This is a genomic window from Cohnella sp. WQ 127256, from assembly GCF_024519285.1.
Taxonomy (GTDB): Bacteria; Bacillota; Bacilli; order Paenibacillales; family Paenibacillaceae; genus Cohnella.
Map to the genome: position 1 here is coordinate 88,904 of NZ_JAMZCY010000001.1, position 24,610 is coordinate 113,513.

A 24,610-nucleotide genomic window follows, 5' to 3' on the forward strand; every position below is an offset into this window, starting at 1 on the left:
ATTGATTATGCAAGTGATTTCCCAATCAGCAACAGCGGCCCCGTTCGCACCGCCATCAGGCTGGAGAGCATTAAGCCCTGCGAATGATCCATGGGATCCGATTCGTTCATTACAACAGTTCGGACGCCACGAATTAACAAGCGTGGAGTTGACCGTCACCCACTTATGCAACATGAGATGCGAGCATTGTGCCGTTGGAGACAGCCTGACAATGACGGAAGCGCCCCATATTCCCATGGAGCTCATCTTCAAACGGTTAGATGAAGTAGAACATCTTGAAACGCTTAGCATGACCGGGGGAGAACCTACTTTTAGCATGGATACAGTACGCAACATTATGATCCCATTGTTGAAGTATGCCCGAGCACGCGGAATTCGAACACAATTGAATTCAAATGTAACGTTGGATTACGAAAGATATGAGCTTATTGCTCCTTTTTTGGATGTCATGCACATATCCTTTAATTATACGCAAGCGGAAGATTTCCATCAGGTTGGCTTTGCTCGTACAGGTCGCAATGTTCGATTGGAAACAACCTCCAAGATGTACGAAAGAATGATTGAAAATGCACAAAAGCTATCTAAGGGCGGTTTATTAGTATCTGCTGAATCGATGATCAACTATCGAACTTATAATAAGATATCAGACATTCACCGGTTAATTGTTGAGATGGGCTGCCAACGTCACGAAGTACATCCTATGTACTCGACTTCCTTTGCAACAAATCTTCCTACGATTTCTCGAGATCAAATGTTTGAAGCAATTGAGACGCTCTTGAACAACCGCCATCCCGATATCTGGATGTTGTTTGGTACTTTGCCTTTCTTTGCCTGCAGCGAAAATGAAGAAGAGCGGCGGCTTGTGAGAAGGATAAGAGAGGAAGCTAATGTGACTGTTCGTAATGATCCAGATGGACGTAATCGGGTAAATGTAAATATGTTCAGCGGTGATGTTTACGTCACGGATTTTGCCTCCATCCCTTCCTTTGGCAATGTTCATAACGATAAGCTGGATGACATCTTTGCCAAGTGGCGTGAGCATCCTATGCAGCAAGCTGTTAATTGTCATTGTCCGGTTGCCAATTGTTGCGGTCCTAATTTACTTGTATCTGATATGCTTTATCGCGGAATTGATTTTACCAAAAGGCGTGCAATCCCCTAAGGCAGTATAAAGTGCTGGAATGGGGTAGACGAGGAGGAACTTGATTTAATTGGAACTTCAATGGGGATCAATTTTCTGGAATATTGTTCTTGTTATGTTCTTAGTGCTTCTTAACGCGTTTTTCGTAGCTTCAGAATTCGCATTAGTTAAAGTTCGTCAGTCACGCCTGACTCAGTTGAGCAACGAAGGGAATGTACGAGCTAAGTATGCTCTCAAGGTCAACAAGAGATTAGACACCTATTTGTCAGCGACACAACTCGGGATTACATTAGCTTCACTAGGACTAGGTTGGGTAGGAGAGCCGGCGATCGCTGATTTAATAATCGCTCCACTGCTCACTCAATTTGGGGTAATGGATGAAACGGTAATTCATACCATTGCATTCGCAGTAGCCTTCTGTGTCATCACGTTCTTGCATATCGTGCTTGGAGAATTGGCGCCTAAGTCGCTTGCCATTCAACGGTCGGTTGGAGTTTCACTCTGGCTTTCTTTACCACTACTGATGTTCTATCGCTTATTCCTACCTGTTATTTGGTTTCTGAATGGGACAGCGAATCGCTTACTTAAGCTGTTGGGCGTAGAGCCTGCGGGAGAGCATGAGGCCGCACATACAGAAGAAGAAATTCGAATTCTGATGGACGAAAGTGCCAAAAGCGGTATCATTGATAAAGATGAGATGACGTTATTCGATAATGTGTTCGAATTTGCTGATCGGGTTGCCCGCGAGGTTATGTTGCCTAGGACCGATATGGATTGCTTGTTTGCGAATATGAGCTATGCAGACAACATGAAGCAGGTTTACTTATCCAAGCACACCCGCTATCCTGTTGGGCTAGAGGATAAAGATCAGATTCTTGGCTTCGTTCATATTACGGATTTGTTAACCGCTGATCCAGATGAAGAGCATGAGCTTAAGAACTTCTTAAGACCGATTCTCAGTGTACCTGAATCCATGGAAGTCAGTAAGATATTAAAGCTTATGCAACGTAAAAAGTCGCAGGTCGCCATCGTTATTGATGAATATGGTGGAACGGCGGGTATGCTGACTGCCGAAACGATATTAGAGGAGCTTGTTGGAGAGCTTCATGACGAATTTGATGATGAGCTTCCAATGGTCGTTGTAAAAGGGGAATTAACGTCCGTGGACGGGCGTATTCTTATAGAAGACGTGAATGATCTGTTTGGGCTTGAGATCGAGGATGAAGAAGTGGATTCGATTGGCGGCTGGTTGTTTAACCACCTCGAAGGAAACATCTCCAAGGGTCAGAAGGTTATCCATAACAGCTATGTGTTTGAGATTGCTCAGACAGAGCGCTTGCGTGTGCAAAGAGTGCACATTTACAAAAATAAAATTGCCGTTGTGGATACTCCAAAACTTGATTCATCAACGACCGATCAGCCGAAGAGATAGAAGGAGTTAGAGGCAGAGAGGGATAAGGGTTATGCCGATTCGCACGATGCTGCTGATGGTAGTCTCACTTGCCTTTCTATACCTACTGTTTACGGTAGGAGCTCCGTTCTTGTTAGCGTTAGTGGCAGCTATATTTCTTGATCCACTAACCGTGCTGTTAATGGATAAGACTCGTATGAATAGATTGGCTGCCTCTACGATTACTAGCACTATGTTTACGGTTATTTTGTTAGGCTTATTAGGGCTCATAGGAATGAAGCTTGTCGTCGAGCTTAGAGCATTTTTCGATAAACTGCCAGGCATGCTTGAGAGTGTGAGCGACTACATAAGGGATTTGATTGAGCAAGCACAGAGGTATTCCAGTAATGGAGAAACTCCTGTGCCAGATCAATTGGAGCAGTGGGTATCTAATATTATAGGAACGCTGGGCCAACTTTCTACGAAAATATCAGGTGTGCTTTTTGGGTTTGCAACAGGAATTCCTGATTTCTTCATATTCTTTATCGTATTCTTAGTAGCTGTTTACCTGTTCACTCTTGGTTTACCGATGATGAAAATCTCGTTTCTTTCCTTGTTTGAGGACAAATCTAAGCTGCAAGTAGAGGAAGTTCTAATTAGCTTGCGTAAGTCGGTATTCGGATTTCTTCGTGCGCAGCTATTGCTAAGCGTCATCACCTATGTGATATCATTTATAGGTCTGTTGATTATCGGAACGGGGTATCCTCTAGCTATTGCATTAGTCATTGTGGTGGTCGATATATTACCTGTACTGGGAGTGGGCTCAGCACTCATTCCTTGGGCGGTTTACCAAATTGCGATTGGTGATGTGTATACCGGTATGGGGCTGATACTACTCTTCTTGATCATAACGATTGTTCGCAGAATTATAGAGCCGAAAATACTAGGGGATGCGGTAGGTATTGGTGCCTTGTCTGCATTGATCAGCTTGTATGTAGGGTACGAGCTTGTCGGCTTGATCGGTGTGTTCTTGGGTCCGATCGTAGTCATCGTATTCATGGCGATGCGCAAAGCGGGGCTGTTTGATTTCAAGATCAAATTTCAGTAGTTTAGCGGAAGGGGGTACAACGGTGTCAGAGCACAATTTGGGCCACGAAATGTTAGCTGCAATGACAAAAAGCGGTTGGAGAATTACGGATCAACGTAGAATGCTGGCGCAAATTTTTACCGATAATGCCGGCTACTTGTCTCCCAAAGATGTATATGATCAGATGAGCATGAAATATCCGAGTGTAAGCTTCGATACCGTGTATCGCAATCTACGGATGCTAAGCGAGATGGGCGTTTTGGAGCAATTTTACTTTATGGACGGCGGCTTGAAATTCAAGGGGAGCTGCGTGGATCATCACCATCATCATTTGATTTGTGTCAATTGCGAGAAGACGCTCACTTTCGAGTATTGTCCTATGGAGCAGCAAATGGAGTTGCCTGGGCGGTACAAAATACTTAATCATCGTTTTGAGGTATATGGGATATGTGAGGAGTGCCAGGAGATCGCTACGTAATTGAAGTAGGATTGCTGGATTAATATAAAAAAAGCAGGCCCTCATAATTGAGGATCTGCTTTTTTTGTTTCTCAAACCCTTCTGTCTTACATGCGTTCTAGTAGCGATTCCCGCAAGTAGGCATACTCTTTACTTTTGCGCAAAGATGAGGTGCTGCCACCGTCCTCAAAAATAGGGTTAAGCATATCTGTCCCAATAATACCTGGAGATTGATTCATTACAATAATTCGCGTGCCTAACAATAAAGCTTCGTCTACGTCATGGGTGATGAAGAAGATCGTACGACGATGCTGTTTCCATATGGACTTAAGAAACGTTTGCAAGCTTTCCCTAGTAATCGCATCTAATGCACCAAAGGGCTCATCCATTAGCATTATTCGGGGTTCTGTTGCTAGTGTTCGTGCAATTGCAGCCCGTTGCTTCATCCCTCCAGATAGCTGGTAAGGCAAGTAGTGCATATAAGGTTCTAAGCCGACTCTAGCGATGATTTCTGAGGAAATGGCTTTACGTTCTGGTTTAGGAACCCGCTTCATTTTCAACCCGAATTCAACATTTTTCTGGACACTGAGCCAAGGGAAGAGATTGGCGTGTTGGAATACGACCCCTATCTCTGCATTGGGAGCTATACGAGACTCGCCGAGTACATGGACAGTTCCGGTCGAAGGCTGCTCGTAGCCGGCGAGAATGCGCAGCAAAGATGTTTTCCCACAACCCGAGGAGCCAAGAACTGCGACGAATTCTTGCTCGCGAATGTCCAAGCTGATCTGGTTTAGCACTTGCTTAGCGTGCTTCCCGGATCCATAAGTCAATGACAGATCCTTCAGTTCGATGAGAATGTTCCCGTCTGATGGGTGAGATTCATGCTGAAGTTCGAGCTCTGGGATAGAGAGTGCCATGAGATGAGCCTCCTCTTATTTCAATGCTTCCTGACGGACCGCATCCTGGAAAACCTTCAATTCAGGTGCAGCTGGAATTTGCTTCTGATCGACCAGAAATTGTGCGGTCTGGAGAAGAACGTCTGCAAACCCGCTTTCGTCTTTTTTGCTTCCCAAGTATTTAGCATCGCGTTGTTCTTCGGATGTTAACCATACGAGCTGTTTCGTTTGAGCAAGTGCATCCTTCTCATCGGTACTTAGTACGGCTGCTAGTGCTTTGGCCGCTTCTTCTGGCTTGTCGCGATACTGCTTAACAGCTTCGTCAAGAACGGCAACATAGCTTTTCACGAAATCGGGATAGTCATCGGCAAATTTCGTACGGACAACGCCAACGTCTGCGGTAATAATACCTTTGTCCGCTAATTGCTGCGCAGTAATGAGAACGGAACCGTCTTCTGCTATCAGCTTGGCGAGGATTGGATTCCATAGGAATGCACCATCAATGTCTTTACGTTGCCATGCAGCGAGGATATCTTGCGGCTGGAGATCAAGTATCGTTACCGTGGCTGGATCTACACCTTCAGATTTAAGTGCAGATAACAGACTGAAGTGGGCAGTGGACCCAAACGGGACGGCTACCTTTTTGCCAGCAAGGTCTTTAAGGCTCTTAATGTTCGAGGAATTACGAACAGCTAGGGATTCCGCTTCTCCAATAATATCGTGAATGAAATACACCTGGTACGGAAGCTTATTCGCAACGCCAATCGCGACTGGAACGGAGCCTGCTAATCCGAGATCAATCCCGCCAGCGGCGATGGCCGTATTCACGTCCCGGCCGGAATCAAATGCTTTCCAAGTGATTTTCGTATTCGGGAACTTCTTCTCTGCGAGACCCTGCGTCTTGACGAGCAATTCTGCATTTGGAATCACTTGATAGCCAATCGTTACTTCTTTCGGAGTGTTACCAGCGCTATCTGAGTTTTTGGATCCACAGGCAACGAGTAAAACAGATAGGGAAACGATAAGTGCAAGTGTTGCGATCAAGCTTTTACCTTGGAATTTGGCTGTTAACATTTGAAATGACCTCATCTCTCATTTTCGATTATTCCTTGCCTTTCCATGGAACGCGGTTGTATTCGAGCCATCGGATGAGTACGTCGATAAGTATTGCAATCAGCCCCATTAGAATGATGCCGACAAAAATGATATCGCTCCGTAGAAACTTACTTGCATCAAGCACCATCCACCCCATCCCGGATACAGCCGCGATCATTTCAGCAGCGACCAATGTCGTATATGTTATACCAATGGAAGTGCGGATACCGGTGAACAGATCTGGCAACGTAGAAGGAAAGATCACATGAGCGAAAATATCCCACTGGTTTGCTCCAAGCGATCGAGCACCGTTTATTCTGTCGCGAGGTACTTTGGATACTCCAGAAACAACGGATAAGTAGAGAGGTGCAAATGCAGCGAGTGCGAGAAGTGCAATCTTGGATGCGTCACCGATTCCTAGCCATAACACGAGTAGCGTGTAATAGGCCAACGGGGGAAGCGGGCGATAAAATTCGATGAAGGGATCGATCAGTGCCCGTACTTTAGCAAAGTAACCGCTGAGTAAACCAAGAGGAATCGCAATTAATAGCGCTATTGCAAAAGCAATGCCTAATCTCTTGAGACTTTGACCGATATGAAGGAGAAGGGAACTGCCCTTGTAGCCGTCGTGAATGACTTCTAAGAAGGCTTTCCACACAGCAATCGGAGTAGGGAGGAACAAGGAACTGACAGCTCCGCTAACGCTAACGATCCACCAGGCCGCAATAACTGCAAGCACTGCTATCGTTGAAATTCCGAGGTTGCGTAAGTTCATGAGCTTCAACTCCTCTCGTTCCAATTGAAACGGCGTCTAACGTGTGCTGGACGTTGGAAAATGCTCATAAGCGACGATCTCCCCTGCGGCAGCTTGTGCTTGCTGCTTACTTGTCGAAGGAATCGATAATTTCCTCGGTAATAATGGAAACAAAAGCTCCGCAACTCTGTGAGCCTCCTCAAGATGAGGGTAGCCGGAGAGAATGAAGGTTTCGATGCCAAGGTCGGCATACTCTTGAATCCTTTCGGCAACCTGCACAGGGCTACCAACGAGAGCGGTTCCTGCTCCCCCACGAGCCAATCCAATCCCAGCCCACAAATTCGGGCTAATGACGAGATTGGAGCGATCTCCTCCATGTAATTCAGTCATACGACGTTGACCGTGCGAATCCATTCTTGCGTAAACCTTCTGCGCTTTAGCTATCGTTTCATCATCCAGGTAGCGAATTAAATCGTCTGCAGCCTCCCAGGCTTCCTGCTCCGTCTCCCTTACAATGATGTGCAGTCGGATACCGAAACGAAGCTTCTTGCCGACCAGAGCAGCTTGCTCTCTAATCGCTTGGATCTTTTCCTTTACTTGCTCTGGCGGTTCCCCCCAAGTTAAATAGACATCACAATGTTTAATGGCTACATCGATCCCCGCAGGAGATGATCCTCCAAAGAAAAGAGGGGGATGTGGCTGTTGAACGGGTGGATAAAATACTTTAGCACCGGTAACCTGCAGATGCTCTCCGGCAAAGTCGACGAATTCACCATTTAACGTTTGGCGCCAAATGTGTAGAAATTCATCACTTAGTTCATAACGTGCACCATGATCGAGATATATTCCATCTCCTTCAAGCTCCTCGGGGTCACCACCCGTTACGACATTAACAAGTAGCCTTCCTTCGGAAGCACGGTCGAAAGCCGATGCCATTCTCGCCGCGAGTGTCGGAGACATGAGGCCAGGTCTGACCGCAATGAGAAATTTCAATCGCTTTGTAAACGGCATGAGCGTTGACGCGACAACCCAAGCGTCCTCACAAGCTCTACCTGTCGGTAGAAGCGCCCCGTCGTAACCAAGATCATCAATAGCGGTTGCAATCTGTTTGAGATAAGCGGGGGTTACTGCTCTTGCGCCTCGGTTCGTACCGATGTGGCGACCATCTCCGTAAGTTGGAAAAAACCAAAACAATTCCATGAGGTTTTCCTCTCTTTTCGTTAAAATGTGATATTCCAATAGGTGAAATGGGTTTAACGGGTATAAAAAAAGATTTACCCTAGACGAGTCTCTAAAGCACTCGTAGGATAAATCTCCAGTTATCTGGTCGATTCAATATGATTTATGAGAAGATACTACCAATAAATTCCGACTAAGTCAATCGGAATATTGTTTAATGAAAAAATAATAGCAGTTGTACATGCTGCTCGACATAGGCTATAAGCGGAGATAATTAGGTGCTGCTCATCAAATGATTTAACTTCAGAGGAGGTAGAACTCGCATGTATGATGCCCAGTGGCGAGATTATATGCCGTATGTCAGTCCCAACGACCCCTGTCCCCCTATTCGTGTGAAGTGGTACATTGTGCCGCCGAATCAGTTTATTACTTTTCAGCCGATGAATTTACCACAATATTCGTTAGAAGAAGCTTTGCGAAGAGGCACGTTATGGCCTGCGCTTTATAGTCCTTATCCTTCAAGGCGTTCAGCTAAAGGGGGCAAGGGAAATGGTTGATCGATTCGATCGGGATGAACGCAATGACCGGAATTACCAAAATGATCGTAACGAACGTAATGATCGTAACGAACGTAATGAGCAAAGCAAGAAGGCGCAAGATAACATGCGGGGAGATGAAGCTTACTGCACGGAGCTTCTGGAGCTTCAGAAGGTGGATTTCGCTCTTGTAGAACTCACGCTATATTTGGACACACACCCTACGGACATGCAAGCTGTACAGCAGTTTAACCAGTTGGCGCAACGTAGACAACAATTAGCGAATGAATTTGAAATGAAGTATGGACCTTTACTGCAATATGGTCATAGCTATAGCCGATTTCCATGGCAATGGGTCGATAGCCCTTGGCCGTGGCAAGTTTAGAAGGGGGCTGATCGAATGTGGATTTATGAGAAAAAGCTGCAATATCCCGTTAGAGTAAGTAAGTGTGACCCCCGTATGGCACGTTACTTGGTTGAGCAATACGGCGGCGCGGATGGGGAGCTGTCCGCGGCTTTACGCTATTTGAATCAACGCTACACGATTCCAGACAAAGTCATCGGATTATTAACAGACATAGGAACCGAGGAATTTGCCCATCTTGAAATGATTGCGACGATGATCTATAAGCTGACGAAGGATGCAACCCCAGAACAATTAGAGGTAGCTGGACTTGGAGCTAATTTCGTCAGTCATGATGGGGCGATGTTCTATAATAACGCTGCTGGAGTGCCCTGGACAGCTTCTTATATCGGAACCAAAGGCGATCCAATCGCAGATCTCTATGAAGACATCGCAGCTGAAGAGAAAGCAAGAGCGACGTATCAGTGGCTAATCGATTTTACGGATGATGTTGATCTCCAAGACAGCTTGAGGTTTCTTCGTGAGCGTGAAATTATACATTCCCTAAGGTTCAAGGAAGCGGTAGAAATACTTAAGGTAGACAGGGATCAGAAGAAGGTGTACTAAAGCTTAAGTAGCTAGGGATATGTCTGTAAGCCATAACCTGTTCCGGCGTCTGTTACTCGGAGCAGGTTATTCATGATTCGCGACGCTTCCATAATTAGGAGGAACTTTCCAACCGCGAAAGCGTATAACCTTTTAGAATCATTTTCCACTTAGAGAGGAGGTACAACGTGGAAACTTTAATGTTAGTATTGTTCGGGATCGGAGTCGGTTACGCTATTCTTACTGCTGTCGTCGGTGATTTGTTTGGGTTAGAAATCCATGCAGGAGAGCTTCCGTTCTTATCTCCGACGATTATTGCCACCTTCTTAACTGTTTTTGGCGGTATAGGTTATATGCTCTTACATAATACCGAGTGGTCAGCATTTCCAATTGCAGGCTTGTCCTTACTAGTTGGTCTTGGAGTTTCATCGGCAGTTCTCTTCCTCGTCGTGATCCCTCTGTATGCCGCTCAGAAAGGAACGGCGCTCTCATCGAAGGCGATGATTGGCCTTGAAGCTAAGGTGATAACCTCTATCGAGGCACAGCGCTTGGGCGAAATCGTATATGAACAAGGCGGTACCAGACTTAGCGCTCCAGCTAAAGCGTTGGAGGATATCGTTATCCCACAGGGTACTCAAGTTAGAATATTGGATGAAATGGCTGGCACATTCATCGTAGAAAAGTGTTAAATATATTTCTAATTCTACATAGAGAGGAAGATTTCATTGAACATCGATGCAACATTGTACATTCCCGTAGGTATCGTTATTGTCGTTATTTTACTTATTATCGTATTTGCTTCTAGATATCGAACCGTTAAAGCGGATGAGGCGATGATCGTCACGGGAGCGTTAACTCGGGATGGCATGAAAATTGTGAAAGCCGGAGGTACGTTCGTATGGCCAGTCGTGCAGAGTGCAACATTCCTCTCCTTGCAAGTTCAAACCGTTGAAGTGCATACACCTGAAGTGTATACCGTTCATGGTGTTCCCGTCATGGTTGATGGTGTAGCCCAAATTAAAATCAAAGGTGATCAGGAATCGATGGCTACTGCGGCGGAACAGTTTCTTGGTAAACCGGATGCGGAGCTGAAAGGAATTGCCACACAGACGATGGAAGGACATCTGAGAGCGATTCTAGGTACGATGACGGTCGAGGACGTCTATAAGAACCGTGAAGAATTTGCTAGAAATGTACAGGAGGTTGCGGCAAGCGACTTAAACAAGATGGGCTTGCAGATTGTATCGTTTACGATTCGTGACGTTAGAGATAAGAATGGTTATTTGGATGCCCTTGGCCAGCCGCAGATCGCTTCGGTTAAGCGGGATGCGGAAATCGCTAAGGCGAATGCTTATCGTGATGAACAGGTGGCGAAGTCGAAGGCGTTGGAGGATGGCAAGAAGGCAGAGTTCACCGCAGAGACGAACATCGCGGAAGCTCATAAGGCGATGGAAGTAAAGAAGGCAGCGTTTAAGCAGGAGCAGGACATGAAGAGGGCTGAGGCGGATCAAGCGTACAAACTACAGGAAGCGCGCACCATGCAATCCGTTAAGGCAGAGGAAATGCAAATTCAAGTTATCGAGCGGGAAAAGCAGATCGAGCTTGAGAGTAAGGAAATTGAACGTCGTGAACGGGAACTCGTGGCTACAGTGAAGAAGCAAGCGGAAGCGGAGCGGTTCGCACAGGAGCAGCGGGCAGAAGGCGATCGCTATCAAATAGAAGCGAAAGCAAAGGCGGAAGCGGAATCGGTCAGACTGTCTGGTAATGCGAATGCGGATAAAGAAAGGGCAGAAGGTACAGCGGAAGCAGATGTAATAAGGCTGAAAGGTTTAGCAGAAGCGGAAGCGAAGGACAAAATCGCAGATGCCCTTCGTAAGTATGGGGAAGCAGCTGTTATTGAGCTTATCGTAGAGAAGCTTCCCGAGATCGCAAGAGCGATTGCGGATCCCCTCTCGAAGACGGAGAAAATCGTCATTGTCGATGGTGGAGGTAGTGGTCCTAACGGAGGTGCAGGCAAAGTAACCGGTTATGTAACGGATTTGCTAGCTAAGATGCCGGAAACCGTGGGCGCGCTTACTGGAGTGGATGTTAACCAATGGCTTCGAAAGCTAGCGCAAGGTGACAATGCAGTTAAGAAAGATCAGGATCAAGTAGGTCAATAGTATTAAAATTCGAACCACCCTCTCGCCTGAGGGTGGTTCTTTAGTATTGCTTTTTTATTATTAAAAAGATGATATTTTGATTGTTAGCAAGGGGAATGTTGATACATGTCGAATAATTACTAATATACACATAGACATAGAATTGTATCTCAGTGAACTAGGAGAATTTATATGCTGATCAAGAGGGGTATCAAGTTAAGATTTGCCGTTAATGCGCTTGTTCTAATTACAGTTATTGCCACCCTGATAATAAGTTCGTTCATTGCGTACAGAAGCGAGAAACAATCGCTCACCCATATGACCTTTCAACTCAATCAAGTCTATACCGATAAAATTGCGGATACAGTGAATTCGTTATTTATGAACATGAAGCAAAGCCTTGCAGTGACAGGGGAATTCGTCGCAAAGGACTTGAACAAGCCGAATATTTATGAGCAATTGGTCTTGTTTCAGCGTAGCAATACATCATTTAATTCTTTGTTCATTATCGATAAAGATGGGATCCTATTGTACCACTCTGACCCGGAGCAGAATGCCAAAGGGATCAAGATTGTATCAGAAGGCACTAAAGAAGCGCTTAGAGAACAGCGACCTCTCATTTCAAAGCCATACATTAGTGCTACAACGAATAAGCTAATCGTCATGGTGAGTCAACCGCTTGTGGACGAAGAAGGACAATATTTGGGTTTTATTGGAGGGGCAATTCGGCTTCATGAAACGAATATTTTTCAAACTGTCCTTGGGAGCGTCCCTGACAATACGAATGGCTCTTACGCCTACGTGGTGAGTTCATCTGGCGAACTGCTGTACCATCCAGATCCAGATCGAATTGGAGAGAAGATTACTGGTAATCCGGTTATAAATAATCTAATGGCAGGCAAAAGCGGAATACAGCGTATCGAGAACTCGCAGGGAGTGGACATGCTAGCAAGTTATTCTTACATTAAGGAATCAGGATGGGGAATTGTTGCCCAAACTCCAACAGAGGTCGTATTATCTACAGCTCAGAAGCTGGTTATGAAGATGATGCTCTATATGTTGCCTGCACTATTCGTTATTATGGCAGTGATCTATTGGATTGTCGGTAAGCTGTCGGATCCACTAGCTAAATTGGCAACATTCGCATCGATGCTGTCTCCGAATCATAGTGGTGGGGATGAGCTGCCTAGAATCGATTCCTTGAATTACGAAGCGAATGAGCTTCACAAAGCTCTTGGAAGAGCAGTACGACATTTCCGTTACCAGTTCGATAGCTTGTCTATGGAAGCACAAACTGATCCGTTAACAGGATTATATAACCGCAGGACGTTAGATCGATTCATTAATAGCTGGATAGGTCAACGAAGTTCCTTTTCGATTATTCTTATGGATTTGGATCACTTTAAATTGGTCAATGATACTTATGGGCATAAGGTAGGGGACGAGGTGCTGAAGTTCTTGTCCACCTCCCTGAAAAGGCTACTAAGTGAAAATGATATCATATGTCGTTTCGGAGGCGAGGAATTCGTCGTGTTGGTTCCGAATGAGCAATTTGATATCGGTCTACAGAAAGCGGAGCTGATTCGTAGCTTCATGTCGGATACGGAAAGCCCTACCGGTACGAAGGTTACGTTATCAATCGGTTTGGCACATTATCCGGGAATGGCATTTAGTGCAGACCAGCTTTTCCGCAAAGCCGATGATGCATTATATCGTGCCAAGCATTCTGGGCGTAACAGAGTTGAAATTGCATCCTACGGGGCCGAACCCATAGAGAAAGTACGTTAAACAGCAAAGAGGCATGAATGACAATCCTTCATTCATGCCTCTTTGCTGTTTTGAGGATGGTTGTCCCATGGACTAGAGAACTCGTCGCGCAGTTACATAGGTTTTATCCCAAGTGCTTCCTGCGAACTTCGAGATTGTAACGCCAATTCCTACTCTATAAGTATGAAGCAACTGACCATTCCCGATATAAATACTTACGTGGTTGATTACACCATCCCGATTCGTATCGGAGAACACAAGATCGCCCGGCTGTAACTGACTTTTGGAAACATATTTACCTGCTTTGGCTTGCTGTTTAGAAGAGCGAGGCAGATTGATTCCACTTTTTTTGTACACGTATTGGGTAAAGGAAGAACAGTCAAATGAACTCACATTACCTGTTTTGGCGCCAAATTTATAAGGTACCCCGAGGAATTGCTTGCCCGTCGAGATGATTTTGCTCGCTGTGGAAGTCGTAGTAGCTGCATAAGCAGACGGGGCAGGTAGAGTCACGCTTGCAGCAGCAAATAGCATGGTAAAGCTAAGACTTGTCCCAATGATTAACTTACTGATGCGGCTCTTCGTAAAAGTATTCATAAAGGTATTCATATAAAAGTCCTCCTAGAAAATCGTATTCTGGTGATCACCTGCAACAAACACTATCACAAATAAAATGAGACATGATTTTCCAAGGTTTCAATTTTCCGCGGCACCCTTAGCCATTTCATCGATTATGAAAAAACGATGAGAATCTCCACACGGGATTCACATCTTGTTAAGGAAATAGATAGGTATGTAAACAAAAAGGCAGTCCCAGCAGGCTTTTAAGCTCCTGTTGAGACTGCCTTTTATTTGTGTAAACTGACGTATATTTTACTAAGCCGTTTAGCAGATGCCCCCCAACTGAACTGCTTTAAGCAATCTTGTCTTGCATGGATCGACATCCGTTTTCTTGTGCTGCTTTCTTTAATAAGTCTCGTAATCGCTCTGGCGAACGCTTGGGGTTGATGGTAGTCATTAATCAATATTCCATTCCGATTATGTTTCACGATTTCTTTGATTCCACCATTTTTTGAGGCAATAACAGGCAGACCAGATGACATCGCTTCTACATTTACTAAGCCGAAAGCCTCGTGCTGCTGTGAGGGGCACACGAATACATCCGCTTGTCGATACACTTTATGGATTCGACTATGGGGAACAGTGCCTAGAAAGTGGGTATTGACTCGAAGCTTACGGGAAAGGGAGCGCATGCTGTTCAGGTAATTTGATCTTGAAGAGCCTGTGCCTCCAGCGATGGTCACACGAATCGGCTTGGAAGTTGTGGACTGCGCTAACTTTACGGCCTTAAGTAGAACAGGGACACCTTTACGCGGAATAACTCTTCCGGCGAACAGAACACGGAAAACACCGTTTTTTCTGGCTTGCATAGCAGGAGAAAACCGATTAGTATCAACACCTAGCCACACTTTACGAATTCGCTTTGCAGTGCCGGGAAACCTATCTGATAGCTGTTGTTTCAACGAGGCGCTATTGGCAATAATAACATCCGCCTTCGTCAAGCCTCTTGCGGCAGTTGCACGCGAAGCATACGGTGAACTAACAAAGGTCAAGGAATGTAGAAAGAGAGAAATTGGAGTGCCTTTAAGAATCTGCTTCAAAGGTTCAATGAAACGAGGGCGATTATCGACTTGGACGAAATCGAATCGCTTGCCCTTAATGAAGCTTTTGACATGGGACAAGTAGGTCATCGCGCTTCCGGTGGGTACACGGTAAATGTGAACCCCATCGATTACGGAGTGCCGCGGGTAACGGGAATGTGCACGGCTAACGATTGTGACGCGATGCATTTTTGCTAACCGTTTGGCAATGGCTAGTATCGTAATTTCGACTGATCCTCCCAGGATGGGGGGGACTGGAATTTGTTCAGGGGCTACAATTAAAACGTGCATGTACAAACACCTACTCCGTTATATTTTTACATATGACAACAATTCAAAATATGTATGAAGTGCTTAAATATCTTGAGGCATGTGTCATCTAGGAATGATTCTTTTGATGATCAGCAATATAAGGTATGATGGAAGAAAAACATCAAGGGAGATCATCATGAGAGAAATGAAATCAGATCACGTACCCCAAGCCATTATTTTCGATCTAGACGGTACATTATTCCAAACAGAAACACTTTTAGTAACCGTTCATAAGCGGGTGTTTGAGACGCTTGCTAAGGAAGGATTATATGAGAAGCCATTACCTTCAATTGATCTCCTCTTGGGGTCGCTTGGTATGCTTCTGTCAGATATATGGCAGCGTGTAATGCCAGATGGCTCACCAGCAGCGCATGACCGTGCAAACGAGCTATTGCTGCAATACGAGATGGAAGAATTAGCGAATGGATGCGGTCATTTGTACCCAGGGGTTAGTGATACATTACGTGAGCTACATAGTCGGGGCATCCGATTATTCATTGCTAGCAATGGGCTGGAGGAATATGTGAAAGGCGTTCCCAAGCTGAGAGAGATAGGCGATTTGTTCGAAGCGATGTACAGTGCTGGTCAATTTGCAACGACAACGAAGGTGGATTTGGTCCGTCAGTTACTTGATACGTATGAAGTCAATGATGCATGGATGGTGGGGGACCGTTCTTCCGATGTAGAAGCAGGTCAAAGTAACGGCTTGTTCGTCGTCGGCTGCGATTACGCGGGGTTTCGACGCGAAGGCGAGCTAGATGGATCGGATGCCTTAATCCAGACATTCCCAGAGCTGTTGAAGCTATTGCCTTAATTGCTAGTAAACAAACGACAGGGGCTAACTCGCAGGTCTTAACGACCTTTCGAGATAGCCCCTTCGTTGTTAGTACACATCATTGGAAGATTCAGCATACACGCCATTCGTACGGTCACGCTCTGCCTTCAATAGCTGTTCGAACTCTAAGACGGCAGATGATTTCTCACTTCGAGATTCTTTTTTTTGTCGATAGGACCATAGCCCATATTCGATGGGGCGCAGTATCGCTTTATGATATACCTCACGCTCACCCGCTTGCTTAAATACTTCACGGGATGGCTTTGGATTGACCTCGATCAGCCACACTTTACCACTTCTATCGATCGCAAGATCAAGCGCTAATTCGCATAACGCGCCATAAGTGGATTCCAAATGGCGAGCAACATTTAAGCTGAAGTTTTCTGCAGTTTCACGAATTTGCGAAAGAGTGGATTCGTTACCGATCCACTGTCGAAGCAAGGAATTCATAGGTGCTGCTTCTCCTCCGCCATGCAAGTTAGACGTAATACTGCGAAGAGGTCCAACACGTCCTGCACATCCTGTAACTTCCCAAACGCCTGAACCATTTTTCTGTACGAGCATTCTATAGTCATGTATTCGGCCACTCGGTAATTTAATGTTGAGTCCTTGCTGAACGATGTAACGGTCATCGTGCATATCCCACTGCCCGAGAGCGGAGGTAAGACCACTTCTTGATACACGACGCGGTTCAACGATGCTTCTAGAATGATTGCGACCTTGTAGAAGGAATGTGCCGTCCTTACTGCGATCGATTCGGAGTATTCCACGACCTCCGGTTCCGTTAATAGGTTTGAAGTAAACCGTTTGAAACTTCTTCAGCATGGACAAAACATCATCTGGGGATTGGTATAGTTTCGTAAAGGGCAAGTGAGAACGAAAGGAAGCTACTTTACCTAGCGTACGATATACGGTCCATTTGTTGCGCAGAGGACGATTAAGGAACAAGAGGTGAGAATATCGCTTACGGAAAGCTAGAAGCTGCTGGAAGCGATGGCTTCTTTGGATGCGGCAACGATCATAGATGACATTGGGGAAATTGATCCAACGCCTTCCCCATTTTTTTGATTCTGGATCATAGAGTAACGCATGGATTTTCCCATTCTTGTCATCTACATCTTGTGGTGTAAACACAAATACGGATATTCCGATCCGTTTGCCCGCAGCAATCATTTTCTCATAGACGGGTCTTTCTTCTAATACCTTGGAATCATTTAAATATAAAGTTAGTATACCGAGTACGGGCTTTGCCATAAAATATTCACCTCCATGCCGACAAAGCCGGCTTGGAGATGATGGAGCCGCAGCAACGGAAGGCTGATTTCACATTCACTAGCTTACGCCTCCCTTAATTCTTGCTTCTTACGATGCAAATAAAGACTATATTGGAAAATTCGTTCGAGCGACTTATTTCGAATATGCAGCTCATCGAACTTCATGGGCTTGGAATTGGCTTCAAAAAACCACACATGACCCGTCGTATCCACACCAAGATCCATGGACATCTCGCACAAGCGAGAATGTGCCGAACGTTCGATTTGCTTAGCTAAAGTAAGCGTCGTGCTTCGAACCTTTCCGAGTACTTTACCCGTTTTCTCTTTGCCGAATATAGATAAGAGCAGCTTCTCCGGATCGTCGATATACCCTCCACGAGGGACATGGGTTGTAATGCTGGAATCACCCGCTACTCGTGCTCCAATGCCGGATAACTCCCATTGTCCGATACCGTTCTTCTGTATGAGCGCTCTTAGATCGAAGGGGCGATTGTTTGCTGTGGCAAGTGCTATGCCTTGCTGGGCAATATAAGGTTCTCCGAGAACATCGGATTGTCTGACCACTCGATCCCACAACCGCTTCATCGTCCCTGATCGATAAGTGCGACTCCCTTTTTCCTCTTGAATTTGCAAACGGTAGGGTAGCTTTTTCTCAGGCTGCACCGTCACAGTCATGATTCCGACGCCCGCTTTGCCGCGGACCGGCTTCAAATAGAGTAATTGATGTTTCTTTAGAAGATTGGACAAGGAAATGGCATCCGTCAATCTCTTCGTTTCCGGAATGTATGGCTTTGTTAACTTATTATCGTTAAGCCATTGAAACAGGGACCATTTGTTGAAAAAGCGGCGATTGAATAGGCGGATATCCGTTTGCTTCGATAAAGCGGCTAGTTTTTTTTTCACTCGAGGCAGTCGCTCGTCCTCTCGTTGTGGGATTCGATTGTAGACGATACTTGGGCGAGGAAACCATGACTGCACCCAAGTCTCATCTTCGTTTCGAAATGTAAATCCAAGAACCCGTGCTGCATGAAGCTTCAAGTTCTTAACCGTAAGGACATAGGTAACGATACCCATCTGCTGACCTGTATTAATCAAATCAATGAAATTACTCCGATTGCCACGGAACAATTGAATGTTATCATCAATGGTAAGAATCGCGACGACCGGTTTCTCGGTCGTCGCTTCCACTATACTCGGATTCGCTGAGGGAGGCTGCGGAATGATCAAGCTTCATCCCTCCTGCGAAATTTACTCAAATAGAGACAGTGATCGAGTATATATTCGAGCGAAGCTTTACCCTGCTCCTTTAATGCTGGATGCTTGAAGATGGATCTACCAGGCTTGGCATTTGCCTCGAACATCCAAACAGCACTATCCCGATCAATACCGATATCGAGACCTAGCTCACCAAGCTGATGCGGATAGTTCCGTTCGATGGCTTCAGATAGCTTGATAGCTACACTCTTGGCATCCTTTAGCACTTCTTCTGATTTGTCTCCGAATGTTCGGCTTAGTGCTTGCTCCGGAGTCATGAGAGAACCGCCGTTCTTGATATGAGTCGTAACGCTGCCGCGACCCGCCTTCTTAGCGCCAATTCCGGCAACGACCCATTCATTGTTGCCATCCTTATGCATGTGAAACCGGAAATCAATCGGACAGTTATCGATTTCGACCAATCGAATCCCTTGTTGTACGACGTAATTGCTAATCGTTCCACCATGTCTCGCTCGGAGCATTTTCATTAGGCTATTGAAATTACTAAAGCGTAACAGCACATTGCCGCCGTTTCGACGATAGCGGACAAAGTATCCTTTGCGAGGATGGTAGGTAAGCCGATATATTCCAGCACCTAGACTGCCAGCGGATGGCTTGTAATAGAGAAACTGGTGCTTCTCCAGAAGCTCTTTGATTTTCTCTGGAGTTGGGTTGTTAACGGACTCCGGTAAATGCTTTAATGCTTCTACGTCGTTATCCAGAAGGCTATATACATCCGATTTATTGAAGAAGCTCCAGTTGAAGAATGGGATCCGTTTTTTGACGAATCGCTCGCGCAGGCTAGTCATCGCGGAGCCTGTTTCAGCGCGTCTGCTCGGAAGCCGATTATACACGACATCGGGTAACGGAACGACTCGCCGAGTCCAGCCACCACCGCCATCGAGGAACCAACCATGGATCGTTTCCTGCTGCCAGTTAATATCACGAGGGGTGAAGGCGAAGAAATAAGCTTTTTTCTGTCCAAGCTGAAGTAACTGTTTAACAAACCCTGTTCGTTCTCCGAATGGAGCTGTTGACGAGCGGGTACCACTACCACTATCGGTTAGGACTCCGATGAGCGGCCCTAGTTGAATTTCTTCGCCTTCGTCATTAGCCAAATACACGTTACCCGATTTAGGAATTCTTACGGAACGTCGAAGCCCAGCAGACATATAGACATGATGACCCTTACGTTTAATGGTCCGCACCGTGGCGGGTACGATGTCGTTGCCGAGCTTGACATTCACCGATTTGCGTCCGCCCAGTTTGAGCAGCTTCGCAAGCGGGCTGGAGAACCATACGATACGTTCCGGCTGCTGTGTGAAATGGACGTTACAAATGGTCAAACTCATGAATTACCCTCCCAGGTGGTCGAAGCAGGATAGATCTGGCGTAGGAAAGTGGCTGCTCCGAGGCAATAAATGCGGCCTTTTTACCCACAGAGCCCATAGCGGTGCGTCCTGGCTTGGAGTTGGCCTCTAGAAACCACAACTTCCCGCTACGGTCTACCCCATAGTCCAAACCGATTTCGGCAAATCGTCCAAATGTATGTTCTAGCCGAGCGACGATCAGGAACGATAGGTTGCTCACTTCCTGAAGCAACTCTGCTCCACGTTGTTCTCCAAAAAGGAGAGTTAGTACTTCGTCTGCGGGTGCGGCAGTTCCGCCTCCATGCAGATTCGCTGTAACGGTGCCGGGTGCCCCAAGTCGCGCGGCGATGCCGGTCAACGTCCAACGGGCTGTTTTGTCCTTTTGCATCAATGCACGTAGATCGAAGGGTTCGCTCTGTCGACCTGTTAACTCCAGCAACGGTTGCATGATATAGGTGCGTTCGCCGATCCAACGCTCAAGTCGTCTCAAGGCTTCTGCCAAGCTGGAGCAATCTAAGGTTAGTGGACGATTATCATTGTGTCTGCCGGCTAGCTTTATCGTGCCATTGTCGGCTTTGACAATGGCCATTACACGTTTTCCCTGACTTCCGGATATCGGCTTAAGAAAGGCGGATCCGTGATGCTTCCGAAGCCAAGAGGCCAAGGATGCCGGTCCTTTGTATAAAGCTGTTGGAGGAAGAACAGAAACTAACATTCGGTCTTGGGATAACATTTCGTAGACTTTACCTTTGTGTGGCAAGCGCCCATTCAAAAAGGTGAGACGTTTAGTAGCTCGAATATGCTGCAGAGCATCCGAATAGCGTTGTTTTTCTTCAGGTGTTTCTGGCCAAGAGCGATCATAGACGACGGAAGGAAGCTTCCGCATTGCTGATTCCCAAAGTTGCTTCTGTTTATTCCAGATCCAGCCTTTAACGGTATCGTTCTGTGCATCCCAGGTGCATGGGTCGAAGGCAATAACCTGTTGCCCGACTTTGGCCCCGATTAAGTTGAGACGCTGAAGGAACGAGCTTTCCGCAAATGGGGGATTTCCGTTACGTTCATAGATGAGAATTCCTAATACGGGATTCGTGCTGTACGGGTTAGAAGCCGGCGATATAACGGGCATATTGAATCATCATCCGTACCGAAGGACGGATTTTCCCTTCTTTGAGTGGTGTATTATCATTTTTTGATGGCTTGGAGTTGACCTCTAGTAGCCAAACTCGACCCGTGTTATCAAGTGCAAGATCGATTCCTAGCTCGCCGAAGTGTGCCGGAATATACGTATCTATCCCCCGGGCTATGTCCAGAGCAGCCTTCGACAAGCGCAAGGAAGCATCTCCCCGGAACTGGACGGGAAGATTGGACTTGGCAACGGATTCCTTGACCGTAGAAAGTGTACCGCCTCTGGCGAGATTAGATACGAATTGATGGTTTCCCGCTGTTCGGGCTACGATCGAGGTAATTGCCCATTTTCCAGATGCGTTTTTTTGTGTTAAAGCGCGGAAATCCACAGGACGTCCACCGACTTCGATGAGGCTCAAGCCCTGCTGAATAAGATAGCGAACGGTTTTCATCTTGCCTGAGATGGTGGAGAATAGCTTGATTAGGTTGTTGAACGATTGCCTCTTAGTGCCGCCAACCGTAGCGTATGACGCTTGCCAACTATCCGGACCGATATGGGTTAGGCGAATGATGCCTTTGCCCAAGCTTCCTCTAACAGGCTTAAGGAATACGGAGTTGTACCTCGAGCACATACTCTTTAGCATCGTATAGTTGTGTAAAGTATGGGACTCTGGTAAATATTTTTGTAAAGAACTCTCTTTCTTCAGAGCATCGAACACTTCCGATTTGTCTAGAAACTTCTCGTTAAAGACTTGTGATCCAAATTGGTTTTTAATTTCTCGCATGAATTGCTGAACGATAGGACGGTTTTCCAGTTTGCGGGAAGTTAAACGATTGTTCACGACATCAGGTGCTGGAAGATTCAGCTTGTGCCAGCCTTTGGTGTAAACCCAGCCTTCCACCGAAGACAGATTTGACCCAATCCCATTCGGAGTGAAAAAATACACGTAGGCGCCTTGGCTTCGGCAAGCATCGGTGACTTCGCGACAGAACATCGTTATATCCCCAAAAGGCTTGTCGAGCTGCTCGGGATTATCCCGACTAATAAGTACACCAATTAAAGGCCCGAGTGTGAACGTTCTAGTTGTTGATTTGTACTGGATTCGCAGTGGTGTTCCGGAATAGATCCCCATTCTGCGAGCAAGCGTCTGGCTGATTCGTAACCCTTCATAACGGGGTACAGGGACGATCGTGACGGAGTGGCGGAAAGAACCGAACTGCAAAGATAGATGTTGCTGGGCAGGTATTTTCCACTGCTTCATCAGGGATTCCCCCAGCATCAGGACGTCATCGGACAATATGCCGGAACTGATGACCTGGACGTCAATTTTCGGGGTGGACATGTTTCGTACTCCTTCCACCTTTGCATATGTCGTGGCGAAGGCTCTCGTAGGCTTCCTTCCCGGGGGCTAGCGAGAATACTCCATCATATGAGGACATCTATCTATCGGTGATTGCCCTTATTCGATTGGGACTTGATATAGAATAGATGTTATGATGTTATTTAACGATTTCTTTAATTTAGGATTGGCAAGAAGGCATAAAGGAGTATTGAACGTATGGCTGATTGGTTTAAGGAAAGCTTCGGTGAAGACTATAAAGTCGTGTATCGTCATCGGAACTGTGAGAATGCAATCCGAGAAATTGGCTCCATGATGAAATGGGCGAACATAAGGCCGAATTCTAGGGTGTTGGACGTAGGATGTGGGATGGGAAGACATGCGATCGCACTAAGTGATCTTGGTTACATTGTGACAGGATTGGATCTATCGGATGTTTTGCTTACTGAGGCAAGGCAGATGGATACAGAGGGCACTGTAACTTGGATGAAAGGTGATATGAGGAGATTACCCTTTGAGAACGGAACATTCGATGCGACCGTGAATTGGTTTACTTCATTTGGTTATTTCGCCGATTACGAAGATAATATACGTGTGTTGAAGGAAATGAAGAGGGTATTGATCCCTGAAGGACGCTATTTGATCGATTTTTTGAATCCAGCCTATTTATTACGTCATTTGGTGCCTCACTCGGAACGTGTGGATGAGCTATCAGGATTACATATATCAGAAACGCGTACGATCGAGAAGGATTTTGTCGTTAAAAAAATCCAAGTCAAGCCTCCGGCTGATGCAGACGGCAATCTGCAGCCTATTCGGCATTATGAAGAACGGGTCCGATTAATCGGATTGGAACAGTTCAAACAAATGCTTACAGAAGCAGGTCTAGACTTGGAGCAGGTACATGGCGATTATAACGGGAGTGCTTATGTGGCGGATAGCTCCAGACGTCTCCTATTGCTAGGGAGGCGAACGGTGTGAGCATACAGACAAATACAGCGGTTTCACTGCTGGAGGATGGTTGGCTACAGGTTAAGGTTCCGCTTCCTTACTCGTTGAAATGGGTCAATGCCTATCTTTTACCGGATAAGGAAGGCTGGACGATTATAGATCCAGGACTTCGCACAGAGGAAATCGAAGCTTTCTGGATTTCCTTGTTGGCGGAGAGAGCTATCGAATGGCAAGACATTAAGTCTATTGTCATTACTCACCATCATCCAGATCATTATGGGCTAGCAGGATGGTTTCAAGATCGTACGGGTGCAAAGGTATGGATGTCGCAAGTTGCTATGGATAATGCGCGAAGGTTATGGGACGAACATGAGACCTTCTCCGATGAACTGACCGAGGCGTTTATTCAGCATGGATTAGCGGAAGAGCTAGTGGGTGATATGAGTGTCCACATGAGTGGTTTTAGTGAGAGAGTATCTCCTCATCCCTCGAATGTGCAACTATTGCGGTTAAATGAAGAGTTTCATATGGGCAGCACAAAATGGGTTATCTACGGAGGAGAAGGTCATGCCCCAGGTCATCTGATTTTCTACGACCCTGTGAATCGCAGGCTATTATGTGGGGATCAGGTGCTTCCTGATATATCGCCGAACATCGGATGGATGCCAGATGGTGATCCAGATCCACTTGGCTCCTTCTTGAAGAGCCTGCAGGAGCTGTGGCATCTTGATGTTGAGATGGTTTATCCGGGTCATCGAGATCCGTTTCCTCAATATCGGCAACGTGTCGAGGGGCTGATTGAGCATCATGAGCGTCGATTGCTCAAGATGACTGAGCTTATCGGTGAGGATGAGAAGTCTGCTTTCGAAGTGTGTGAATTAATGTTTGGGGTACGATTACGAAGCAATATTCACAATTTGCGATTCGCGCTTGCCGAGACCATTGCCCATCTTGTTCAACTGGAGAAGCGGGGAATGGTGAAACGGGTGGAAGGTGAATCGTCGAATGGGAAGTCGATCATTGTTTACCGAAGGTAAAGAGAACCTGATCAGGCTAATGTCCTCGATCTGCTAAATACAGCAGCTTATGACCGAGC

The 24,610-nt window shown here is 46.1% G+C and carries 24 protein-coding genes; 13 read left to right on the plus strand and 11 right to left on the minus strand.

The window, feature by feature from the left end; all coding sequences use genetic code 11:
* Positions 1–7: 7 nt before the first annotated feature.
* From yfkAB to M1K58_RS00370, 4 genes are all read left to right on the plus strand, one after another.
* Entirely contained in the window at positions 8–1,162 is a 1,155-nt protein-coding gene (yfkAB, locus tag M1K58_RS00355) for a radical SAM/CxCxxxxC motif protein YfkAB (protein ID WP_256756688.1), read from the plus strand.
* A gap of 94 nt (positions 1,163–1,256) precedes the next feature.
* Complete coding sequence (locus M1K58_RS00360; protein ID WP_256758177.1) at positions 1,257–2,573, plus strand: hemolysin family protein; 1,317 nt, start codon at positions 1,257–1,259, stop codon at positions 2,571–2,573.
* Positions 2,574–2,604: 31 nt separating this feature from the next.
* Entirely contained in the window at positions 2,605–3,639 is a 1,035-nt protein-coding gene (ytvI, locus tag M1K58_RS00365; RefSeq protein WP_256756689.1) for a sporulation integral membrane protein YtvI, read from the plus strand.
* A 49-nt stretch (positions 3,640–3,688) separates the two neighbouring features.
* A complete protein-coding gene (locus M1K58_RS00370) occupies positions 3,689–4,096 on the plus strand; it encodes a Fur family transcriptional regulator (protein WP_256758178.1) in 408 nt (135 codons plus the stop codon).
* An 86-nt stretch (positions 4,097–4,182) separates the two neighbouring features.
* On the opposite strand, the gene M1K58_RS00375 is transcribed toward M1K58_RS00370, so the two are convergent.
* From M1K58_RS00375 to ssuD, 4 genes are read right to left on the minus strand one after another with little or no spacing between them, the layout of a single operon-like run.
* Positions 4,183–4,992: an ABC transporter ATP-binding protein gene (locus M1K58_RS00375; RefSeq protein ID WP_256756690.1), complete on the minus strand. Its 810-nt coding sequence runs from the start codon at positions 4,990–4,992 to the stop codon at positions 4,183–4,185.
* 15 nt (positions 4,993–5,007) lie between these two features.
* Positions 5,008–6,045, minus strand: a complete 1,038-nt coding sequence (locus tag M1K58_RS00380) for a taurine ABC transporter substrate-binding protein (RefSeq protein WP_256756691.1) — start codon at positions 6,043–6,045, stop codon at positions 5,008–5,010.
* Between the two features lie 28 nt (positions 6,046–6,073).
* On the minus strand, positions 6,074–6,841 hold the full coding sequence (locus M1K58_RS00385; RefSeq protein WP_256756692.1) for an ABC transporter permease: 768 nt from the start codon (positions 6,839–6,841) through the stop codon (positions 6,074–6,076).
* A gap of 36 nt (positions 6,842–6,877) precedes the next feature.
* Positions 6,878–8,020 carry an FMNH2-dependent alkanesulfonate monooxygenase gene (ssuD, locus tag M1K58_RS00390; protein WP_256756693.1) on the minus strand — a complete coding sequence of 381 codons (1,143 nt, stop codon included), beginning with the start codon at positions 8,018–8,020 and terminating at the stop codon, positions 6,878–6,880.
* A gap of 302 nt (positions 8,021–8,322) precedes the next feature.
* On the opposite strand from ssuD, the gene M1K58_RS00395 reads away from it, so the two are divergent.
* The 6 genes from M1K58_RS00395 (at position 8,323) to M1K58_RS00420 (ending at position 13,413) form a co-directional block, all read left to right on the plus strand.
* Positions 8,323–8,556 (plus strand): spore coat associated protein CotJA, encoded by a 234-nt coding sequence (locus tag M1K58_RS00395; RefSeq protein WP_256756694.1) that lies wholly within the window; start codon positions 8,323–8,325, stop codon positions 8,554–8,556.
* Between the two features lie 106 nt (positions 8,557–8,662).
* Positions 8,663–8,920 carry a spore coat protein CotJB gene (locus tag M1K58_RS00400; protein WP_256758179.1) on the plus strand — a complete coding sequence of 86 codons (258 nt, stop codon included), beginning with the start codon at positions 8,663–8,665 and terminating at the stop codon, positions 8,918–8,920.
* Positions 8,921–8,935: 15 nt separating this feature from the next.
* Positions 8,936–9,505, plus strand: a complete 570-nt coding sequence (locus M1K58_RS00405; protein ID WP_256756695.1) for a manganese catalase family protein — start codon at positions 8,936–8,938, stop codon at positions 9,503–9,505.
* Positions 9,506–9,672: 167 nt separating this feature from the next.
* A complete protein-coding gene (locus M1K58_RS00410) occupies positions 9,673–10,173 on the plus strand; it encodes an NfeD family protein (protein ID WP_256756696.1) in 501 nt (166 codons plus the stop codon).
* Between the two features lie 36 nt (positions 10,174–10,209).
* Entirely contained in the window at positions 10,210–11,646 is a 1,437-nt protein-coding gene (locus tag M1K58_RS00415) for a flotillin family protein (RefSeq protein WP_256756698.1), read from the plus strand.
* 171 nt (positions 11,647–11,817) lie between these two features.
* A complete protein-coding gene (locus M1K58_RS00420) occupies positions 11,818–13,413 on the plus strand; it encodes a sensor domain-containing diguanylate cyclase (RefSeq protein ID WP_256756699.1) in 1,596 nt (531 codons plus the stop codon).
* Positions 13,414–13,485: 72 nt separating this feature from the next.
* On the opposite strand, the gene M1K58_RS00425 is transcribed toward M1K58_RS00420, so the two are convergent.
* Positions 13,486–14,001: a C40 family peptidase gene (locus M1K58_RS00425; protein WP_256756700.1), complete on the minus strand. Its 516-nt coding sequence runs from the start codon at positions 13,999–14,001 to the stop codon at positions 13,486–13,488.
* Positions 14,002–14,240: 239 nt separating this feature from the next.
* Positions 14,241–15,344: a glycosyltransferase family 4 protein gene (locus M1K58_RS00430; RefSeq protein ID WP_256756701.1), complete on the minus strand. Its 1,104-nt coding sequence runs from the start codon at positions 15,342–15,344 to the stop codon at positions 14,241–14,243.
* 166 nt (positions 15,345–15,510) lie between these two features.
* Here M1K58_RS00430 and M1K58_RS00435 point away from each other — a divergent pair, with 166 nt between their 5' ends.
* A complete protein-coding gene (locus tag M1K58_RS00435) occupies positions 15,511–16,179 on the plus strand; it encodes an HAD family hydrolase (RefSeq protein WP_256758180.1) in 669 nt (222 codons plus the stop codon).
* A gap of 69 nt (positions 16,180–16,248) precedes the next feature.
* Here the strand turns inward: M1K58_RS00435 and M1K58_RS00440 are convergent, their stop codons facing one another.
* The 5 genes from M1K58_RS00440 to M1K58_RS00460 form a co-directional block, all read right to left on the minus strand.
* Complete coding sequence (locus M1K58_RS00440) at positions 16,249–17,454, minus strand: YheC/YheD family endospore coat-associated protein (RefSeq protein WP_256756702.1); 1,206 nt, start codon at positions 17,452–17,454, stop codon at positions 16,249–16,251.
* Positions 17,455–17,537: 83 nt separating this feature from the next.
* Complete coding sequence (locus tag M1K58_RS00445; RefSeq protein ID WP_256756703.1) at positions 17,538–18,701, minus strand: YheC/YheD family endospore coat-associated protein; 1,164 nt, start codon at positions 18,699–18,701, stop codon at positions 17,538–17,540.
* Complete coding sequence (locus M1K58_RS00450; RefSeq protein WP_256756704.1) at positions 18,698–20,080, minus strand: YheC/YheD family protein; 1,383 nt, start codon at positions 20,078–20,080, stop codon at positions 18,698–18,700. The genes M1K58_RS00445 and M1K58_RS00450 overlap by 4 nt, the downstream gene beginning before the upstream one ends.
* Positions 20,061–21,224, minus strand: coding sequence for a YheC/YheD family endospore coat-associated protein (locus M1K58_RS00455; RefSeq protein WP_256756705.1), 1,164 nt, complete (start codon positions 21,222–21,224; stop codon positions 20,061–20,063). The genes M1K58_RS00450 and M1K58_RS00455 overlap by 20 nt, the downstream gene beginning before the upstream one ends.
* Positions 21,199–22,566 carry a YheC/YheD family endospore coat-associated protein gene (locus M1K58_RS00460; RefSeq protein ID WP_256756706.1) on the minus strand — a complete coding sequence of 456 codons (1,368 nt, stop codon included), beginning with the start codon at positions 22,564–22,566 and terminating at the stop codon, positions 21,199–21,201. The genes M1K58_RS00455 and M1K58_RS00460 overlap by 26 nt, the downstream gene beginning before the upstream one ends.
* A 216-nt stretch (positions 22,567–22,782) precedes the next feature.
* Between M1K58_RS00460 and M1K58_RS00465 the strand changes: the two genes are divergently transcribed.
* Positions 22,783–23,544 carry a class I SAM-dependent methyltransferase gene (locus M1K58_RS00465; RefSeq protein WP_256756707.1) on the plus strand — a complete coding sequence of 254 codons (762 nt, stop codon included), beginning with the start codon at positions 22,783–22,785 and terminating at the stop codon, positions 23,542–23,544.
* The gene (locus M1K58_RS00470; protein WP_256756708.1) at positions 23,541–24,551 is read left to right on the plus strand and encodes an MBL fold metallo-hydrolase; all 1,011 of its coding nucleotides are present in this window, start codon (positions 23,541–23,543) and stop codon (positions 24,549–24,551) included. The genes M1K58_RS00465 and M1K58_RS00470 overlap by 4 nt, the downstream gene beginning before the upstream one ends.
* The last annotated feature ends 59 nt before the right edge of the window (positions 24,552–24,610 follow it).

Coding starts and splice junctions, on each gene's coding strand:
- M1K58_RS00425 (WP_256756700.1), bottom strand. CDS start 14,001: ATGAATACCTTTATGAATACTTTTACGAAGAGCCGCATCAGTAAGTTA.
- ssuD (WP_256756693.1), bottom strand. CDS start 8,020: ATGGAATTGTTTTGGTTTTTTCCAACTTACGGAGATGGTCGCCACATC.
- M1K58_RS00430 (WP_256756701.1), bottom strand. CDS start 15,344: ATGCACGTTTTAATTGTAGCCCCTGAACAAATTCCAGTCCCCCCCATC.
- M1K58_RS00385 (WP_256756692.1), bottom strand. CDS start 6,841: ATGAACTTACGCAACCTCGGAATTTCAACGATAGCAGTGCTTGCAGTT.
- M1K58_RS00435 (WP_256758180.1), top strand. CDS start 15,511: ATGAAATCAGATCACGTACCCCAAGCCATTATTTTCGATCTAGACGGT.
- yfkAB (WP_256756688.1), top strand. CDS start 8: ATGCAAGTGATTTCCCAATCAGCAACAGCGGCCCCGTTCGCACCGCCA.
- M1K58_RS00465 (WP_256756707.1), top strand. CDS start 22,783: ATGGCTGATTGGTTTAAGGAAAGCTTCGGTGAAGACTATAAAGTCGTG.
- M1K58_RS00455 (WP_256756705.1), bottom strand. CDS start 21,224: ATGCCCGTTATATCGCCGGCTTCTAACCCGTACAGCACGAATCCCGTA.
- ytvI (WP_256756689.1), top strand. CDS start 2,605: ATGCCGATTCGCACGATGCTGCTGATGGTAGTCTCACTTGCCTTTCTA.
- M1K58_RS00375 (WP_256756690.1), bottom strand. CDS start 4,992: ATGGCACTCTCTATCCCAGAGCTCGAACTTCAGCATGAATCTCACCCA.
- M1K58_RS00380 (WP_256756691.1), bottom strand. CDS start 6,045: ATGTTAACAGCCAAATTCCAAGGTAAAAGCTTGATCGCAACACTTGCA.
- M1K58_RS00450 (WP_256756704.1), bottom strand. CDS start 20,080: ATGAGTTTGACCATTTGTAACGTCCATTTCACACAGCAGCCGGAACGT.
- M1K58_RS00420 (WP_256756699.1), top strand. CDS start 11,818: ATGCTGATCAAGAGGGGTATCAAGTTAAGATTTGCCGTTAATGCGCTT.
- M1K58_RS00440 (WP_256756702.1), bottom strand. CDS start 17,454: ATGGCAAAGCCCGTACTCGGTATACTAACTTTATATTTAAATGATTCC.
- M1K58_RS00460 (WP_256756706.1), bottom strand. CDS start 22,566: ATGTCCACCCCGAAAATTGACGTCCAGGTCATCAGTTCCGGCATATTG.
- M1K58_RS00395 (WP_256756694.1), top strand. CDS start 8,323: ATGTATGATGCCCAGTGGCGAGATTATATGCCGTATGTCAGTCCCAAC.
- M1K58_RS00370 (WP_256758178.1), top strand. CDS start 3,689: ATGTTAGCTGCAATGACAAAAAGCGGTTGGAGAATTACGGATCAACGT.
- M1K58_RS00405 (WP_256756695.1), top strand. CDS start 8,936: ATGTGGATTTATGAGAAAAAGCTGCAATATCCCGTTAGAGTAAGTAAG.
- M1K58_RS00360 (WP_256758177.1), top strand. CDS start 1,257: ATGTTCTTAGTGCTTCTTAACGCGTTTTTCGTAGCTTCAGAATTCGCA.
- M1K58_RS00400 (WP_256758179.1), top strand. CDS start 8,663: ATGCGGGGAGATGAAGCTTACTGCACGGAGCTTCTGGAGCTTCAGAAG.